Source organism: Pandoraea sp. LA3 (assembly GCF_022696215.1).
Taxonomy (GTDB): Bacteria; Pseudomonadota; Gammaproteobacteria; order Burkholderiales; family Burkholderiaceae; genus Pandoraea; species Pandoraea capi.
On record NZ_PTPY01000032.1, the window covers coordinates 52,844 to 71,007 of the forward strand.

Genomic DNA, 18,164 nt, shown 5'->3' on the forward strand with positions numbered 1-18,164 from the left:
CCCATCCCCCACCGAACGGACCGGGTGCGCCCGTTGCCGGATTGATGCCGCCGCAAAGTGCCGTCGACAAGGCGTTTGGCGCGGCGACGCATGAGGCGCAGACCGCCGCACCTGATGCAGCGCCCAATATGGGCGCCGAGGCATCGGCGGCATCTCCCCCGGTGCGTCGTCGCCGACCTTCGCTGCAACGGGTGCTGCGGCGCACGCACCTGCGTCTGGCGGTGTCCGCCGTGGTGCTCGCGGCACTCTCGCTCTCGATCGTCGCCTGGATCGCCCTGCGCGCCTACGCCGAGAACAACCTGCTGCTGATTGGACGCTCGCTCGCCTACACGGCCGAAGCCGCCGTCGTGTTCGGTGATCGCGTGGCTGCGCAGGAAGCCATTGCCCTGATTGCGAACGACGAAGACGTGGTGCAAGTGCGCGTGCTCGATGCGCGCAACGTCCAGTTCGCCATGTGGCGCCGCCCCGACGGCGGCACGTGGTCGCGGATCGAGCGTACCGTCGCCGATGTCGCGATGCCGGGGCCCGTGACGCTGCCGATTCGTCACGACGGCAATGTCGTCGGGCAGATCGAAGTGCAGGGGCAGGGCAACCAGTTCTTCGTGTTTCTGATGAGTGGGGTCGGCGGCGTGCTCGCCTGTCTGCTGGTGACGTTTGCGGTGGCGAACCTGCTGGCCAAGCGCATGCACCGCGATATCGTCAAACCCCTGCGCGCGCTGGCGGAGGTCGCCCACGCGGTGCGTCAGGAACGAGCGTTCCATCAACGCGTGGCCGCCACGCCGATTGCCGAGCTCAAAGAGCTGGGCGACGACTTCAACGCGCTGCTCGACGAATTCGAAGGCTGGCAGAACCACTTGCGCGCCCAGAACGCTACGCTCGCCCATCAGGCGAATCACGATCCGTTGACGGGCCTGCCGAACCGCGCGTACTTCGAGTCGCGTCTGGCGCAGGCGCTCGCAGAGGCGGGGGAGCTGGGCACCCACGTCGCACTCCTGTATCTCGACGGCAATCGTTTCAAGGACATCAACGACCGGCTCGGACACGACGCCGGCGACGCCGTGCTGGTGGCCATCGCGGGGCGGCTGCGTCAGCCGTTGCGTGAGGGGGATCTGGTGGCGCGTCTCGGTGGCGACGAGTTTGCCGTGATGCTGCGCGGCGTGCGTCAGACCTCCAATGCCGTGCGCCTCGCGCAGACGCTGCTCGCCTCGATGGAACGACCGATCGCACTGCCTGATGGCATCAATGGCGGCGAACTCGTCACCTCGATGAGCATCGGTATCGCGTTGTACCCGACGCATGCCGACGACGCGCCCGCGCTGTTGCGTGCGGCGGACGCGGCGATGTATCAGGCCAAGCGTGCCGGCCAGGGCACCTGGCATGTTGCGGAAAGCCCCAAGAGATAAGGCGGCTGGCAACACCTAAGCTGAACAAACGACAACCAGAAACGACGACCGGATTTCACACCGCAATGGGGATTGGTTTTGAGCACTCATCACACACGTGAACGCGCTTCGACTGGCGCTTTCATCCTCCACGCCCGTCGCCTCGACGAAGGGTGCGAAGCATTCGAAGGTTTCGCCGCCACGCTGGCGCGCACGGTGACATCATTGAAAGCGTCCGTTCGCCGGATGCTCCTGCTGGTCTGCCTGCTCGGCGTCGGCGCGCTGGCCGGCTGCCAGACCGCGCCGGTGCACGGCCTCACGCCCGAGCAGATCGCCGCGCTCAAGGCCGAAGGCTTCAAGCAGACGGACGAAGGCTGGGAGTTCGGGCTCTCGGACACGGTACTGTTCGACACGGACAAGTTCGTGGTGCGCGATACGGCCCGCGACACCGTGTCGCGCATCGGTCACACGCTCGTGAAAGTCGGACTGGATGCCGTGCGTGTCTACGGTTACACCGACTCGGTCGGCAGCGACACCTATAACGAGCAACTCTCCGCGCGCCGTGCCGATGCCGTCGCCGGCGTGCTGGTGGACGCCGGCATGCAGCGGGCCGGCATTCAGACGATCGGTGCAGGCAAGCGCAACCCGGTGGCCGATAACGGCACACCGGCCGGACGGGCGCAGAACCGGCGTGTCGCCATCGTCATTTCGACGCGCTAGGCATTGCAGGCAGTCTCCTCTGCCTCGTGCGGTGTTTCGCGCAATAAAGCAAAACACCGCCGGGACGGCGCGAATGACCCGAAAGGCAACGTAAGCCCTTGCCAGCGACCACAATGAGGCACAATGGCGGCTGCTGCCCCGACTCGCGGATCGCCTCCGCTGTCCCTGATGCTTTCGATGTTCCCGACGTTCCTGAACCACCGGTTCCAGCGGTTTTCCGCTACCGAGGGCTTGCCGCAAAGGCATCGTGCCCGGCATGCTGCGCTGCGCACCGTCGCGCGCTTCACGATGACCACGCTGACGCATATCGTCGCGGCTTGCGCCGTTGCCGGGGTCGCAGGTGCGGCATCGTCGGCGTTCGCACAGGGCGCGCCCAATGGGGCGACGCCTGCGGTTGCCGGGAACGCCCGGGTCGGTGCCTGGGCGACGGCGCCGCAGGCAGTCGCACAACATCCCGCTGCGCCGTCGTTCAATCGTGCCCCGGCCGCCGGCGGGCGCACCGTCCGTCAAATCGTTTTCCCGACGCTATCCGGTAACGAAGCGCGCGTGCGTTTCTCGAACACCTTCGGCACGCAGCCGCTGGTCATCGAGCGTGCAACGCTGGCGGTCTCGGCGCGCGGCGCTGGCATCGATGCCGCGAGCCTGCGAAGTCTGACGTTCGGCGGCCAGCCAGTCGCGCGCATTGCGCCGGGCGCATCGCTCGAGAGCGATCCGGTGCCGTTCGCCGTGCGCGCCGGTACGCCGCTGGCGATCAGCCTCTTTACCCGTGAATCGAAAACCCCCACGACGTGGCACAAGATCGCCCAGCAGACGGCGTTTCTGAGCGGCGCGGGGGATTTCGTCGATGACGCACAGGCGTCGGCCTTCCCCACGCGTTTTACGAATACGTTGTGGCTGGCCGGACTGAGTGTGACGCCGGAAATGCCGTCGCATGCCATCGTCGCCATCGGCGATTCGATTACCGACGGCATGCGCAGCACGCTGGGCGCGAATCGTCGCTGGCCCGATGGACTCGCGCGGCGTCTGGCCGCCGCCGGGCGACGCGACGTGGCCGTCCTCAATCTAGGCATTAGCGGCAATCGGCTGCTGCACGATTCCGCCTGCTACGGCGAGCGGCTCGTGGCCCGCTTTCATCGCGACGCGCTGGAGCAGCCGGGCGTGAAGACGGTCGTGGTGCAGATCGGCATCAACGACATCAATTTCGGTTACGTGCCGCCGCACGCCGGGCTCGATTGCGACGTACCCCATGTGATCGTGACGGCGCCGGAGATGATCGCCGGATATCAGTCGCTGATCGCCGCGGCCCATGCGCGCAACGTGCGCATTCTCGGCACCACGATTCCGCCTGGCAAATTGCCGCCCGAGCGGGAGGGGGTTCGCGAGGCGGTCAATCGCTGGGTCCGTAGCAGTGCCGGCAATGGCGGGTTCGACGGTGTCATCGACTTCGATGCGGCGCTACGCGATCCGTCGCAGCCGACGCGCATGCTGCCGCGTCTGGACAGCGGCGACGGCACCCATCCGAGCGATGCCGGTTACGCCGCCATGGCTGAGGCCGTGCCGTTACCGCTGGTGCTGGGCGCCGGCAAATAATGCCGGATCGTCCGTCAGCCTGACCGTCTGCCTGACGTGGCACGAGCGCTTCAGCGCTCGCGTCGCACGCCTACCGTCACCTGTTGCAGACGTTTGACGTCCGGCGATTGCAGCCACTCGGGGTGCGCGAGGCAGTGACGGAACATCGCTGTCGCATCGTCGCCCCAATACAACTCCCCCTCATACGCAAACGTCGGCACGCCGAACACGCCTGCGGCGATCGCGGCTTCGGTGTTCTCGCGCAAGCCGGTCTTGACGTCCGGTGCTTCGGCACGGGCGAGCGCTTCGTCAGCGGACAGTCCGAGCCGTTGGCTCAGGTCGGCCCACCCCTGAGCGTCGGAGACATCGCGGCCCTCCGCCCAGATGAAGCGGAAGATCGTGCGCACGACATCATGCGTCGCCCCCAGCGAGACGGCGAGCCTGAGCACGCGAATCGGATGGAACGGGTGCACCGGCGGCATCTTGTAGGGAATGCCGTCCTGCTCGGCGCGGAATTGCGCCATCCGGTAGGTGAAGATGCGCTTGTGCGGAGTCTCCGCCGGCCCCTGCGTCTGTAGATGCACGAGGATCGCGCCGAGCACGATCGGCTTCAGTTCGACGGACAGCGTGCGTGGCAGCGTGTCGAAGCGCTCGAATTGCAGGTACGCGAAGGGGGAAGCGAAATCGAAATACCACTGGGCGCGGCGAACGTGGGTGTCGGCGGTAGACGTGGCTTGCGACATGGGGGCGCGGTCTCCTTGGTCTGGTTTTCTGATCGGCACGGCGTCGTGTCGTGCCCTGGCGCTCGAGACAGTGTAACGGGCGCTGACGCCACGCTGTAGGGGAGGCGGGAAAGCCATACAAATCAAGGCATTACGGCGGGTCGTTATAAATATCGGAAATATGGATATTCTGTATCCGATATAACGATTTTTATTATTGAAGCGGAGTTTTTAGACTTGCAGTCATTCGAAAGGAGTGCCTGCAATGACAACAAAAACCCACACCGCTTCGTCCGCCGGATCCACTGCCGCCAGTCGGCCGGACACGCTGGTCCCCGATCAGCACAACCCGTGGGCCGGTCTGATCCTTTCGACCGCCATCGCTTTTGTTGCACTGCTGCTGGGTCGTCAGATGCCGCTCGTCGGCGGCCCGGTGTTCGGCATTTTGCTCGGCATTCTCGTGCGCAATCTGTTCTCGCCTGGTGCGCGATACGAGGCCGGCATCAAATTCGCCTCGAAATACGTGCTTCAGTGGTCGATCATCGCGCTCGGCTTCGGTCTGAGCCTGTCGCAAGTGGCCCACACGGGGCTCGAATCGCTCGCCGTCACGGCGGTGACGATCACCGCTGCCGGCCTGTCGGCGTGGGGGCTGGGCCGTCTGCTGGGCGTGCCGGACAAGCTCAAGCTGCTCATCGGCGTGGGCACGGCGATCTGCGGCGGGTCTGCCATCGCTGCGGTCACGCCCATCGTCAAGCCGGACGACCACGAAACGGCGTTCGCCATCTCGACCATCTTCCTGTTCAACATTGCCGCCGTGCTGCTGTTCCCGGTGCTCGGCCACGCGCTCCACCTGTCGGATCTCGGCTTCGGGATGTGGGCGGGTACGGCGATCAACGATACGTCGTCGGTGGTGGCCGCGGGTTACAGCTACAGCAAGGCGGCGGGCGACTATGCCACCATCGTCAAGCTTACCCGTGCCACGCTGATCATTCCGATCTGCCTGACGCTCGCGGCCATCGTGGCCTACCGCGCCAAGCGCGCCGGTGCCGGTAACTTCAGCCTCGCCCGTATCTTCCCGTGGTTCATCCTCGGCTTTCTGATCGCTTCGGGGATCCGCACGGCCGGGTTCGTGCCGGCATCGCTGCAACCGTGGATTCACGACGCCGCCGAGTTCCTGATCATCGTGGCGCTGACCGCCATCGGCCTGTCGTCGAACCTGCGCCGAATGGCCTCGACGGGGGTGCGTCCGATCCTGCTCGGTCTTGGGGTTTGGGCCGCCGTATCGGTGAGCAGCCTCGTGGTGCAACTCACGATGGGGCAACTCTGATCCGGTAGGTATATTGCGCAGGCTTGCTGCGGCTTAGGGCAGACCCGGCGGGCAAGCCGGGTTTCGTCACCTAGAATGCAATCACGGACGACAGTTTGTCGTCCGTGAAGCGTTTTCGGGAGGCCAGGATGACAACCTCGTTCGGTGAGCTCTGGTACACGATCGGCGCGCTGGTGGTGATCGCCGTACTCGCAGGGATGGTGTGGGAGCTGGGGGTGTGGTGGACGCGTCACCCGGATAGCCCAGCTGTGAAGCGTCTTGAGCATGCGTGGGCGCGAATCCGCCACCCGCGGCATCACCCACCGCATTAGGGTTGCATTGACGACCGTCAGGCCGCCAGCGCGGTGACCGCTCAGTCCAGTTTCAGATGGCGCGGCACGTCGGTATCCCAACGCGCGAGGTCTTCTAGCGGGTAGGGCTTGCTGCCGTGCAATGCGCGTTTGATGCGGCTCTTGCCGCTGGGCGTCGGCACGTTCGGTAGGGCGGCGCCCTCGGGCGTTCCCGCCAGGTCGAGATAGTCGCGCTTGAATTCCGCCTGCGTCATCCCCCATTTCATCAGGAACTCGCGGCTACCGCGATTCTTCACCACGCGCCCGGTCGAGCGGCAGCCGAAGTGGTAGACGACGCTCTTGCCGACGATCCGGAACGTGCGGCAGCCGACCAGCCACAGCTTCATCAGGAAGTCGTCGTCGCTGCTCATCCCCGGTCCGAACTCGATGCTGTAGCCCCCGACGAGGTGCCAGAGACTCCGGCTCACGAGGGTGGGCTGCGTGGGCACACCGTTGACGTCTTCCCGGCCCAGTGAGGCGGCAAAGGCGATCAGGCCCGCTTCGTCGAACGTTTCCGTCGTCGTGCCGAAATCCTTCGAGACCACCTGCTTGCTGACCCCTGCGTTGGGTTCGATCATCACCGACGAGAGGTAATAGATCGGCGTATCGAGCGCACGGGCGGCGTCGATGAGCGCGGTGTCCCAGCCAGGGGTGACGAACATGTCGTCGTTCAGGAACAGCAACTGATCGTGCGTGGCGAGCGGCGCGAGCTGATTGAGCGCCAGGCAGACGCCCACGTTACCGCTGCTGTGTGTGTGACGCAGACCCTGCTCGCGGACCCATTCCAGCGTTCCATCGCTTCCGTCGTTCACGTGAACGAGGATCTCGTGCGCCTCGCTCGAATGGCGGCGAACACTATCGATGCACAGTTTGAGGAACGGGAGATTGTTCCAGGTAGGGATCAGGATGCTTAGCATGTCGTGAGCGCTGCGATTAACGGCGGGCAGGGCTGGCGGGCGTTTCGTCGTCTGCCGGAGAGCCGACAGGATAGGCGAACGCGGCAAACAGGGCCAGCATCGTCGCGTAGAACGCGACCGTGACCTTGAGATTGAACGTCTCCACGGTCAGGCCGAAGACGGCAAACGCTACGACCGTCATCAATCCCATCAAGGCGGCTCGATGCTCCGAATGGCTATGGCGCAATTGCGCGGCGCGGATAAAGAAGTACGCCGGGCCAAAATAGACGCCCAGAATGCAAAGCAGGCCAAGCAGGCCGTAATCGGCAAAGTAGGCGAGGATCTGATTATGGACTTCGCCCTTACCGTAATCGGCTGTGAGCGGCGTCAATTCGCCAGAGGCTGCCATGGCTGGCATGGCGTTACGGTAACCGTGGGCGCCGAGTCCCAGCACGGGATGTTCCGCAATGAGCTTGCCCGCGACTTTCCACAATTCGAGGCGAATGCCGACAGAGGTGTCAGTGTGCCCGGCGGCGAGGCTGGTCAGATCGGTCCGGATGGATTCAAAGCGATCCCGGACCATTTTCGACGAAAAAGTGCCGGCAAGCAGAGCGATCGCCACGAGCGCGATTGCGCCGCGTCGGGCCATGCCGCTCGAATGCTTGTGCCACAGGAACCAAACGATCAGCAGGCAGGGGAGTGCAATCCAGCCACCGCGCGACTGGCTCGCCCATGAGGCATAGCAACCCGCTGCGGCGCTCAGAATCTTGAATGCGATCGTCCATGGGGTATCACGGCGCAGCCAATGGATCGATACCACGGAAAGAATGCCCAGCAACAACGCGATGTCGCCGAAGTGGATCGCGTTCAGAAAGGAGCTTTCAGCGCGATAAGCCAGCAGGTCTGCGGTGGCGTACCACGCCATTAGCGCCGCACAGACGGCGCCGATGCCGAATGTCAGATCGGTCCATTTGGGGACGACGCTGACGATGCGGCGCAATCCGAGGAAAACGACGACGGCAAGGAAGAATCGCAGCGGGGAGTCAAGCGTATTCGCGACCACGTGGCCGTGTAGTACTTCTACGAGGAGAATGGCGAGAAAGGGGAACAGCAACGAACCGATCAGGATCCGGACGTGAGCGCTCGTTTTGAGCTCGCGCGCGAGGCACGACAGGTCGCCCCGTTGGCGTTCGACGAGCAGAATGGCGGCACCTAGCGCGACTGTCAGAAACATGACGGTGTTTCCACCACGCGGCACGACCAATGTGGCAGCGGGAAACAGCAGGATCAGTGCACCGAAAATCTTGGCGAAAAAGAGTCGGCTTGGGGCTTTTGCCGACATGACGGACTTGCTCATTGGGTACCAGGCAAACTGCGGGAATTTTCTTTGCACGAAGTATGCCAGAAATGCCCGCCAACCCGGGTTTTCCGTCGGCGCGGCGCAACGCCCGACGGCCCTCCCCTTCAAAAATTCACATTCTTACAGGTTCATCGCGCCAAGGACGCCGCAAAGGTGCAGCGCGACGTGTGTCCAGGCGGCTTCGTCGTAGCTATCCCCTTCCCGGGCGAGTTGTTGCGCTTCGTGGAACGTGCGCCAGATGGCGGCTGCGCTTGACGGCGTGCCCCCGGACAGCCGGTACTGGCGCTGCAAGGCTTCGGCCAGCCACGGTTGTTGTTCGGCGCAGGCTTGCGCGTAAGCCTCGACGGCGACCCGGGCGTACGGATCGGCCGCCGGGTCGAGGACAACCGGCTGGCATGCCGACGGGCGGGCCATCGAAGCGGCCATGGCGTGGCGCTCGGCGGCGCTCTGACGGGTGTGGTGGTGTTTCATATCGGTCTCGTCTCGTTGGCCGCGCCAGGCTTGCCGGCGCGGGATCACTTACGTGGACTCACTCGTTTTCCATATTGCGGATGAACAGCATGGCCGCGTGCTTGGCCTGATCGATGCTCGAGAACGTACGGCCGTCCATGGGCCAGATGTCGACCAGCACCGCATAGCTGCCGGGGTACTCGGCCTGCATGATGCGGATGTAATGCTGCCGGAACACACAGCGCGCGAGTTCCACTGTCGGATGCGGTCGGCGGAAATGGGCGGTTGACATGACAGTCTCCAGAGATTTGGCCCTCCGGCCTCGACGGGCCGTTGCACAAGATTCAGCAAATCCCGTGCCAGTCCTCTTGAGACGGTTAACTGCTTGATTCGTAAGGGGATGGGGAAGATGAGGCGCGCCGCGTCGGCGAAAAACGTTACGAAAACGAAACATCACGAAACATGATGGGAACGCCAGGCCGTAACAGGCCCCCGTCAAATGACGGTTGTTGACGATACGCAGGATGCGTTTAACGACGTCTTTTGTGTTCCCGTTAAAATGGGCCTTTCCCCAAAGGTTGTCCGCATCTCCCGTAAGCATGAACCTGCGTTTTCTCGAAACCTTCGTCTGGCTCGCCAAGCTGCGTAACTTCCGATTGACGGCGGAACGCCTGCACACGACGCAGGCGGGGGTATCGAGCCGGATCGCTTCGCTGGAGCAGAGTTTCGGCGTGCGGTTGTTCGACCGCAGCGCGCGCGAGGTCACGTTGACGGCCGCCGGGCAGAAGGCGCTCGCGTATGCCGAGCGCATCGTCATGCTCGGGCAGGAGATGAAGCGCGAACTGAGCGACCCGGACATGCCGCCGGGGGTGCTCAAGATCGGTGTGGTCGAGTCGATCGTGCACAGCTGGTTTCCCGATCTCGCGGCGCGCATTCACCGCGAGTACCCGCAGCTCGAAATCGAGGTGACGAGCGAGACGACCATCAATCTGTGCAAACAGCTCGAAGCGGGCACGCTCGATCTGGTGCTGCAGACGGACATGCAGCACGGCACCGGCGTGGAAAACCTGCCGCTGGCCGAGTTTCCGATGCGCTGGGTGGCCAGTCCCAAGCTCAATCTCGAAGGGGAAACGCTCGACGTGGCCGATCTGGCCGCCTACCCGCTGGTGAGCTTCTCGCGCAATTCCGGACCGCACAAGACGCTGGAGCGCATGTTCTCGGTCGCGGCCGAACGCCCGGTGCGGGTGAACTGCATGACGTCGGTCGCGGCGATCATCCGCCTTGTGGCGGATGGTTTCGGCGTGGCGATGCTGCCCCCGGCGATCATCCAGCGCGAACTGGGCGAGCACAGCCTGCACCTGCTGCGCGTGAACGCCAATTTCCCCAATCTGCCGCTCGTCGGGTCGTTCCGCACGGGCGCGTTGCTTGCCGAGAACGTCGCCCGTCTGGCGCAACGCACCGCCAGCGAGTTCGCCCTGAACATGGGACCGGACATCGCCATTCCGCCTGCGGCTGCCATGACGGCCCCCGTGTGGGGCGCCGGCGATTCCTGATTCGTCCCGGTCTCATCCCCGCATCATCTGGCACGAAGCCCCGCCCGGCAAGGGTTTGGGCGGTCATAAGAATTTGCTGTCGCGGCGAATTTGATTTCTTGTTGGACGCATTTTCCGTCGTTTTGCACACTCGGCTGGACGGTCGGCCTGTAGCGCATGCTTTCGTCTTCGTTGCGAAGCGTGCACCGGCCGGCCTCTCCGATTGTCGAAAACCGATGGATGCCTCATGACTGTGACTGCCCCGCGCGCCCAACTTTGTATCTGGACGAATATCGATCCGGCCTCCGAAGCGGATTTCAACCGCTGGTACGACCGTGAACACATGCAGGAGCGTGTGGCGATTCCGGGCTTCCAGTTCGCCCGCCGCTTCAAGGCGTTGCATGACTGCGCCCGTCCGTACCTCGCGCTCTACTGCACGCAAGACGCCGCTGTGTTCACGAGCGAGCCTTACGCCCAGGCGTTCAATCACCAGACGGAATGGTCGCTGCGCAACTTCGCGCGCATGCAGGGCACGCAGCGCCGTGTCGGCACGCTCGACGTCGAAGCCGGCGAAGGTCAGGGCGGCATGCTCGCGGCCTTCGTGCTGACGGAGGCGGTCGTGACGCAGGCCCGGTCGCGTCTGAACGGCCAACTGGCCGAACTGGCTCAGGGCGACGGGATCGTGCGCGCCACGCTGCAAGTCACGGTGCCGACGCTGTCCGTCTCGCTGACGGCCAAAGACGCGCCGCTGCCGCCGGCCGATGCCGTCGTTCTCATCGAAGGCACCGACCCGGACGCCGTGCGCGCCGCCGCCGAGACGCTGGCCGCCGCTCACGGTGTACCGGCCGCCGACGTGACCCGCTTCGCCATGCTGTGGCGCCTCGGCGCCAGCGGCGACTGACGTCCCAACGCTCATTCGCGAGGCCGGTCGCTCCGGCGGGTCTCGTGCAGATCTCGCGCACTTCTGGAGACATTCATGACAACGTATTCGAATACCCGCGATGTACGGGAAAACAGCGGGGCAGAGGGTGCGGTCGACAGCGCCGCGACCGCGAAGCCAGGCGCCAACAAGGGACGTCTGGCGACTGCCAGCATGGTCGGCACCACGCTGGAGTGGTACGACTTCACCGTCTACAACACGCTGGCTGCGCTGGTCTTCAACCACTTGTTCTTCCCGTCGGTCGATCCGCTGGCCGGCACCATCCTCGCGTTGTCGACGTACGCCGTCGGCTATATCTCGCGTCCGCTCGGCGGCTTCGTGTTCGGTAACCTCGGCGACAAGATCGGACGGCGTGCCGTGCTGGTGCTCACGCTCGTGGTGATGGGCCTGACCACCGGGCTGATGGGCCTGCTGCCCACGTACGCGTCGATCGGCATCTGGAGTCCGGTGCTGCTCGTGGCCCTGCGCTTCGTGCAGGGCGTGGCGCTTGGCGGCGAATGGGCGGGCGCGGTGCTGCTCTCGGTGGAGCATGGCGATCAGAAAAAGCGCGGGTTGAATGCCTCGTGGACGCAGGTCGGGCCGTCGTTCGGCACGCTGCTGGCGACGGGCCTGATTGCGCTCATTACGCTTTCAATCTCGCCCGACGACTTCCTCACGTGGGGCTGGCGTGTGCCGTTCCTGCTGAGCCTCGTGCTCGTGGCCTTCGGTCTGTGGGTGCGTCGTGGCGTGGAAGAAACGCCGATGTTCGAAGAGATGCAGCATTCGGACCGTCAGGCGGAGATGCCGATTGCCGACGTTTTCCGCAAGCACTGGCGCAATCTGCTGGTCGCCGGCGGCTCGCGTATCGGCTCGGACGTGCTCTACGCACTGATGGTCGTCTTCACGCTGACGTATGTGACCGGCACGCTGCATCTGTCGCGTCCGCTGGCGCTGACGGCCGTGCTCGTGGGCACCGCCTTCAACGCGCTGACGGTGCCGCTGTTCGGCGCGCTCTCGGACAAGCTCGGCCGCCGTCCGGTGTATGGCTTCGGCGTGCTGTGCGCCGTGATCTGGGCGTATGGCTTCTTCGTGCTCCTCGATACATCGAGCCCGGCGCTGATCGTGCTGTCCGTGGTTATCGGTCTGGTGATTCACGCCATCATGTACGGCCCGCAGGCGGCGTTCGTCACGGAACAGTTCCCGACGCGCGTGCGCTATGCCGGTTCGTCGCTGGCTTACACGCTGGCGGGGATTCTGGGCGGTGGCTTCGCGCCGCTGATCATCGTGAGCCTGTACAAGGAATACGGCACGACGTTCGCGGTGTCGCTGTATGTGACGGCAGCGCTTGCGGTCACGGCCATCGCATTGTTCGCCGCGCGCGAGACGGCACACCAGCCGCTGCGGGATTGATCTAACGACTGATCTAATACGGCGCCGCGCACAACGTCTCCAGCCCGGCAAGGTCTCCGCGCTGGGCAAGTTGGTGGACGTGGTGCGCGAAGCCGTCGTACTGCGGCGCGAGCGTGCTCAGGTGACGCGCCCAGTCCATCAGATCGGTGATCGCGCCCATGGCGATCAACTGTCGGGCTTCCACCAGCAGATCGCGTGACGGTCGTACGAGCGCAGCGCTGTCGGCGTCTGCCTCACCATCCGCGTTGGCGGCGAGCGGGGCGTCGATGCGTTGCAGGTCGAGCAGCCGCGCCAGCGTGTGACGCAGGTCCGCGAGCTCGACCGGCTTGAGCAGGCAGGCGTCGTACCCTCTGGCGTCGTCTGCTTTTCCGCCTTCCTTTCCGCCTTCCTCTCCCGCGGCACGCCCGACGCCGCTGCCCGCCACCACCTGCGGTGAGGCGGACACGGCCAGCACGGGCACGTCGGGCCAGCGTCGGCGCACGGCACGTGCTACGGCCAGACCATCGGCATTGGGCATCATGTGATCGGTCAGCACCAGATCCGGCAGCGTCTGTCTCGGATTGCCCAGCGCGGCGATGAGCGCCACGCCGTCACCGAAGGTCCGCACGGAGAAGCCCAGACTGGCGAGTTCGTCGTGCAGGAACTGCCGGATCTCGGGCGAATCCTCGGCAAGCCAGATGTGATAGCCGGTGCCGTCGAGCGGCGGGAGCGCATGCGTGGCGCCCGCGAACGATTGCGCGACGAGGTCGGTCTCGCGCGCCACGTGCAGCGGCAGCGAGAACGTCACCCGTGTGCCGACGTCGGGCGTGCTGTCGATGGCGATGGTGCCGTTCATGCGCTCGATCCACTGCTTGACGATCGCGAGCCCGAGCCCCACGCCCGGCAAACGGCGTGCACCGTCGAGCCGCGCGAACGGTTCGAACACGCGGGGGAGGTCTTCCTTCGCGATCCCGCAGCCGGAATCCTCCACGCCGAAACACACGTGCACGATGTCGGCGCGCGTGGCGTCCGGCGTGGCCGACAGTGACAACGTGATGGTGCCGTCGGCGGTGTACTTCGCCGCGTTGTCCAGCAAATTCCCCAACACCTGACGCACCCGCTTGGCATCGAAGGCGAGCAGCGGCGGCAGCGGCGCGCGCACGTCGAGCAGGAACGCGTTGTCGTGCTTGCGCGCGAGGCTCATGCCTTCGTGCGCCATGTTGTCGATGAAGGCGTGGGTGTAGACCGGGGCGACGTGCAGCGCATCGGCCGCGCCGCCGCCTGCGTATTCGATCAGATCGTTGACCATCGCGAGCATGTGATGCGCGCTGCGACGAATGATGCGGCCACGGTCGGCGTCTTCGCGTCCGCCGGACTGGACGAGGTCCGCGAAACCGATGATGGACGTGAGCGGCGTGCGCAGGTCGTGGCTGATGCGCGCAAGAAAGTCGCTCTTGGCGCTGTTGGCTTCGTCGGCCGCAATCAGGGCCGCCTGCAATTCGCGCGTGCGCGTGTCGACGGCGTTGGCCAGCCGCGCCTGTTCTTCTCGACGCGTTTGCAACACCTCGCGCTGCGCGGCGCGCTGCTCGCGCACCAGTTCGCGCGAGCGTCCGGCCACGATGATGGTGAGCATCAGCAGCACGGAGATGTTCGTGCTCCACGCCATCGCCGTGTTGGCCAGCCACTCCTCGGGCAGCAGGCCGTTGATGATCGCCAGCCGCCAGAACAGCACGACGCAACCCGGCGAAAACGAAAGCAGACTCAGGCGTGCGTTCTTGCAGCCGCGCCGCCAGCCGTCGATGAGCGAGACGACCCAGATGACGTTGAAGACCGTCAGCAATTGCAGATGGGTGAAGGCCGCCACACGGTGGTCGCCGAACAGCACCCACACCGCCATGAAGCCCATGATCCCGATCATGACGCGGTACGTCCAGCGCCACAGCGCAACGCCGTTCAGACCTGCGAAGGCCAGCAGCATTGCGCTGAACGCGCCGGCCGTCAGTGTCGAGAAGAAGCTCGGCGCCCGGACGATGAACTCGCCGCCTTGCGGCAGAACATAGCGATACAGAAAGCCCTGAAACGCCATGTCCTGCGCGACCTGCGTGATGGTGGTGAGCGCGAGCAGTACGAAAACCGGATCGCGTCGCGCGATGCCGAGCACGAGGGCGTAGAGCCCGATGGAGATCATCGAGCCCGCGAGCAGCATGGCGATCATGGCGTTGTGCGCCTCGGCCATGCGGAAGTCGTCGGGACGCCAGAGATGCGGCACGAGACTGACCGACGAGCGCGTCTCCACCCGGACGAGGAACGTCATGCGCTCGCCGGGGGCGAGCGTGATGGGAAAAACGGAGGTCTCGGACGCAATGGGGTGCTGCGTCAGCGGCACGGTGTGTCCCGCGCGCCAGCTAACGCTCGGCTGCGTGGCGCCGAACGGCATCGCATAGAAGCGGATGTCCTCCAGCCGCACGATGCCCACGCTCAGCCAGCGCGTGACCGGCGCCGCGCCCAGGTTCTCGACGTTGCCGGTGAGCCAGAACGCCGAGCGGCTGTAGCCGGCGTTGAGCATGCGCGGGACGACCTGGCGCCAGCCGGGCGCGGCAAGTGCCTGTGTCGCGTCGAGCCGGCGCGTCGGGTCTTCGAGCATGCGCAACTGCGTGTCGAGCTTGAGCGGCGACGGGGCGGTTGCGAGGTCGATGGCGACGGAGGTGGCGACTGGCTTACCGGAAGGCGTCGGTGCAGTTGCCCCGGCAGCCGCGACGGCGCCGATGGGCAGCCAGAGCGCGATGAGCACGATGAGCGCCATGAGCGCCAGACAAAAGAATCGGGCGAAGTGGCAGACGTGGACGATGGGGAAGACGCGGGCGAGGACTGTGCCGGGAGTGCCCGATGGCGCAGCACTCATGGCGTGGACGGTGTGGGCGGCATGGGCGGGGTGTCGGCACCGTCAGTCCCGTCGGACGCGAGATAGGTCTGCGCGCCCTGCTCGCGAAAGCCGCTGGGCGGCATGCCGAAGCGCTCGCGGAACGCCGTCGCGAAATTGGCGGCGCTGGCAAAGCCCACGGCCGCTGCAATGTCCTGCACGTCGAGCGACGTCTCCGAGAGTAGGCGTCGCGCTTCCTTCATGCGTTCTTCGCGCAGAAAGTCGAAGACCGTGACGCCGACGCAGCGCCGGAACGCCAGATTGAGGCGCCGCGTGTTCGTGCCCACGGCGCTCGCCAGTCCGGCAAGTTCGGGCGTCGTGCTCAATTGATCGAGCAGCAAGGCGCGCGTCGCCCGAAACAGCACGGCGTCGAGCGTATGCGCCTGCACGGGCAGCGGCGTGAGTCTCGTACCCTCGCTGCCGGGACCGGACGTCGCTTGAGCGGGCGAGGGCGTCGTCGCCTTGAGATGGATCGACAGCCGCAGCCGCACTTCTTCGAAGTCGTAAGGTTTGGTGACGTAATCGACCGCACCGGCCGTCAGTCCTGCAACACGTTCGCCGGGCAGGGCGGCCGCCGTCAGAAAGATCAGCGGGATGTGGCGGGTGCCCGGGTCCGCCTTGAGCAGACGGCACGCGCCGAGGCCGTCGCAGACCGGCATGCGGATATCCATCAGGATGAGATCGGGCTGCACCGTGCGGGCCTTGGTGTAGCCGTCGCGACCGTCTTGCGCGATATAGACCCGGCAGCCCTGCTGACTGAGGAAGTCCATCAGCAGCATGCGGTCTTCCTGATTGTCGTCGACCACGAGCACACGCACGCCCGACAACTGCCGGGCATGGGGCGAGGCGGGCCATGCGCCTGCCGGACGAGACGACGTCGCGGTGGGGGCGGAGGCGGCAAACGACTGCGGGGGCAGGTGACGATCGCTCATGATGGTCGTCATTCTTTCACATTCGCCCGGACACGCTGCGTCAATTCGGTGCGAATGCTGGTGGGCGGGAAATAATTTTCCGTCAGGCAAACGTGGGATGCCGTCGGGCAAAGGTGCGGCAAGCGCGCGCCGGATCGGCTCAGGTAAGGTCAACCGTCGGGTTCGCAGCGGCGACGACCGGCGTGTAGGTGATCGGGGGGTCGTCTGCCGTCAGGGGTGCCGCAGCGCGAGCCCGGCCCCCCCGGGGGGGCCGGACCGTACGACATCGAAGATCTCGACGCCGCCGCAGCGACGCAAGTTACTCCGGGTTCGTCCAGACGACGTTCGCGCCGACCGAGCAGAGATTCTCGACGAAGCGCGGATGCGCACGACGGATCGGCAGCGCGTTCTTGATGGTCGACTGTCCGTCGATGCTCGCGGCCACCATCAGCAAGGCGATCGCCACGCGAATGATGTACGGGCTCTCGACGACCGCCGGCGAGAGCGGCACGCCACCGAACGTGATCAGACGATGCGGGTCCGACTGGAACACGTGCGCGCCGAACTTCGACAACTCCGTCGACCAGCCCATTGCACCGTCATAGACCTTGTTCCAGAACATGGCGCTGCCTTCGGCCTTCACGCCCAGCGCGATGAAGATCGGCAGCAGGTCCACCGGGAAATACGGCCACGGCGCCGCTTCCACCTTCGTCAGAATGTTCTGCGTGAACGGTGCCTGCACCTTGAGCTTGCCCTGCGCGGTTGCCGTCGACCAGCCGTCGCGGTGCTCGACCTTGATGCCGAACTTGGCGAACGTACGGTCGATCAGCGGAAACTGCTCCGGCGCCGAATTCTTGACCGTGATCTCGCCGCCCGTGATCGCGCCCAGCGCCAGGAACGTGGTGATCTCGTGGAAATCCTCGGCGAAGCGGAATTCGCCCCCGCCGAAGCGCTCGACACCTTCAATGGCGAGCTGCGACGTCCCCACGCCTTCGATCGGCACGCCGAGCATCTGCATGAAGCGGCAGAACTCCTGCACGTGCGGCTCGGACGCGGCGTTGTTCAACTGCGAGCGTCCGTTGGCGGTCGCCGCGCACAGCACGAAGTTTTCCGTGGTCGTCACCGACGCGTAATCGAGCCAGTGGTGGATGGCGGGGCGTGCTTCGTCCGCGTGGATCAGCAGCGAGCCAGCGGTGCGCTCGACACGTCCGCCGAAATGGCGCAGCACTTCGATGTGCGGATCGATCTCGCGCACGCCGAGCGTGCAGCCCTTGATGTTGTCTTCGATGCGCGCGACGCCGAACCGCGCGAGCAGCGGCGGCACGAGCATGATCGACGAGCGCATCTCCTCGGGCAGATGGTCGGTGCGCGGGTCGAAACGGGTGTTCAGGTGATGGACGTCCAGGATGCCGGCGTCGAAATCGACACTGACATCGCTGCCGAGCTGACGAAAGATGTCGAGGATCTTGCGGACATCGGTGATCTCGGGCACGCCGATGAGGCGCACGGGCTGATCGGTCAGCAGCGTGGCGCATAGCACCGGGAGGACGGCGTTCTTGTTAGCGGAGGGGGTGATGCGGCCGCGCAGCGGCTGGCCGCCATGGACTACCAGATGGGACATGGGCTTCCTTCGGGCTTCGTGCTTCGTAATGGCTTCGTACTCAAGCGGGGGGCGGGATTGGCATGCGGGCCGTGGGCTCCTCGCGATCAGGCGCAATATACCCCGATTTGGGCATTC

The 18,164-nt window shown here is 65.2% G+C and carries 16 protein-coding genes; 8 read left to right on the top strand and 8 right to left on the bottom strand.

All coding sequences use genetic code 11. The features are described 5' to 3' along the window. Positions 1–128 precede the first annotated feature (128 nt). The 3 genes from C5N93_RS13995 to C5N93_RS14005 all read left to right on the top strand — a co-directional run bounded on the left by C5N93_RS13995 (position 129) and on the right by C5N93_RS14005 (position 3,692). Positions 129–1,403 (top strand): diguanylate cyclase, encoded by a 1,275-nt coding sequence (locus C5N93_RS13995; protein ID WP_242559767.1) that lies wholly within the window; start codon positions 129–131, stop codon positions 1,401–1,403. Positions 1,404–1,481: 78 nt separating this feature from the next. After that, a complete protein-coding gene (locus C5N93_RS14000) occupies positions 1,482–2,102 on the top strand; it encodes an OmpA family protein (RefSeq protein WP_347403306.1) in 621 nt (206 codons plus the stop codon). A 168-nt stretch (positions 2,103–2,270) separates the two neighbouring features. Beyond that, entirely contained in the window at positions 2,271–3,692 is a 1,422-nt protein-coding gene (locus C5N93_RS14005; RefSeq protein ID WP_242559737.1) for an SGNH/GDSL hydrolase family protein, read from the top strand. 50 nt (positions 3,693–3,742) lie between these two features. On the opposite strand, the gene C5N93_RS14010 is transcribed toward C5N93_RS14005, so the two are convergent. After that, positions 3,743–4,414, bottom strand: coding sequence for a 2-hydroxychromene-2-carboxylate isomerase (locus C5N93_RS14010; RefSeq protein WP_242559738.1), 672 nt, complete (start codon positions 4,412–4,414; stop codon positions 3,743–3,745). A 244-nt stretch (positions 4,415–4,658) separates the two neighbouring features. Here C5N93_RS14010 and C5N93_RS14015 point away from each other — a divergent pair, with 244 nt between their 5' ends. Further along, entirely contained in the window at positions 4,659–5,720 is a 1,062-nt protein-coding gene (locus tag C5N93_RS14015; RefSeq protein ID WP_069342216.1) for a YeiH family protein, read from the top strand. Positions 5,721–5,848: 128 nt separating this feature from the next. After that, entirely contained in the window at positions 5,849–6,031 is a 183-nt protein-coding gene (locus tag C5N93_RS14020; RefSeq protein ID WP_242559739.1) for a DUF2333 family protein, read from the top strand. 41 nt (positions 6,032–6,072) lie between these two features. Here C5N93_RS14020 and C5N93_RS14025 read toward each other — a convergent pair whose 3' ends face one another. The 4 genes from C5N93_RS14025 to C5N93_RS14040 all read right to left on the bottom strand — a co-directional run bounded on the left by C5N93_RS14025 (position 6,073) and on the right by C5N93_RS14040 (position 9,047). Continuing rightward, positions 6,073–6,966, bottom strand: a complete 894-nt coding sequence (locus tag C5N93_RS14025) for a glycosyltransferase (protein ID WP_242559740.1) — start codon at positions 6,964–6,966, stop codon at positions 6,073–6,075. Positions 6,967–6,982: 16 nt separating this feature from the next. Next, the gene (locus C5N93_RS14030; protein ID WP_242559741.1) at positions 6,983–8,287 is read right to left on the bottom strand and encodes an O-antigen ligase family protein; all 1,305 of its coding nucleotides are present in this window, start codon (positions 8,285–8,287) and stop codon (positions 6,983–6,985) included. A gap of 138 nt (positions 8,288–8,425) precedes the next feature. Continuing rightward, positions 8,426–8,776, bottom strand: a complete 351-nt coding sequence (locus C5N93_RS14035; protein WP_242559742.1) for a hypothetical protein — start codon at positions 8,774–8,776, stop codon at positions 8,426–8,428. Between the two features lie 58 nt (positions 8,777–8,834). Continuing rightward, positions 8,835–9,047: a hypothetical protein gene (locus C5N93_RS14040; RefSeq protein ID WP_069342221.1), complete on the bottom strand. Its 213-nt coding sequence runs from the start codon at positions 9,045–9,047 to the stop codon at positions 8,835–8,837. A gap of 307 nt (positions 9,048–9,354) precedes the next feature. On the opposite strand from C5N93_RS14040, the gene C5N93_RS14045 reads away from it, so the two are divergent. The 3 genes from C5N93_RS14045 (at position 9,355) to C5N93_RS14055 (ending at position 12,616) form a co-directional block, all read left to right on the top strand. Further along, entirely contained in the window at positions 9,355–10,308 is a 954-nt protein-coding gene (locus tag C5N93_RS14045; RefSeq protein ID WP_069342222.1) for a LysR family transcriptional regulator, read from the top strand. 226 nt (positions 10,309–10,534) lie between these two features. Beyond that, positions 10,535–11,188 (top strand): DUF4286 family protein, encoded by a 654-nt coding sequence (locus tag C5N93_RS14050; RefSeq protein WP_242559743.1) that lies wholly within the window; start codon positions 10,535–10,537, stop codon positions 11,186–11,188. Between the two features lie 75 nt (positions 11,189–11,263). Next, positions 11,264–12,616: an MFS transporter gene (locus tag C5N93_RS14055; protein ID WP_242559744.1), complete on the top strand. Its 1,353-nt coding sequence runs from the start codon at positions 11,264–11,266 to the stop codon at positions 12,614–12,616. A gap of 13 nt (positions 12,617–12,629) precedes the next feature. Here C5N93_RS14055 and C5N93_RS14060 read toward each other — a convergent pair whose 3' ends face one another. The 3 genes from C5N93_RS14060 to C5N93_RS14070 form a co-directional block, all read right to left on the bottom strand. Beyond that, positions 12,630–15,497, bottom strand: coding sequence for a hybrid sensor histidine kinase/response regulator (locus tag C5N93_RS14060; RefSeq protein WP_242559745.1), 2,868 nt, complete (start codon positions 15,495–15,497; stop codon positions 12,630–12,632). Beyond that, positions 15,494–16,447 (bottom strand): response regulator, encoded by a 954-nt coding sequence (locus tag C5N93_RS14065; RefSeq protein WP_277990315.1) that lies wholly within the window; start codon positions 16,445–16,447, stop codon positions 15,494–15,496. Before C5N93_RS14065 ends, C5N93_RS14060 begins: the two co-directional genes overlap by 4 nt. Positions 16,448–16,745: 298 nt before the next feature. Then, positions 16,746–18,047 (bottom strand): UDP-N-acetylglucosamine 1-carboxyvinyltransferase, encoded by a 1,302-nt coding sequence (locus C5N93_RS14070; protein WP_069342225.1) that lies wholly within the window; start codon positions 18,045–18,047, stop codon positions 16,746–16,748. Positions 18,048–18,164: the final 117 nt, after the last annotated feature.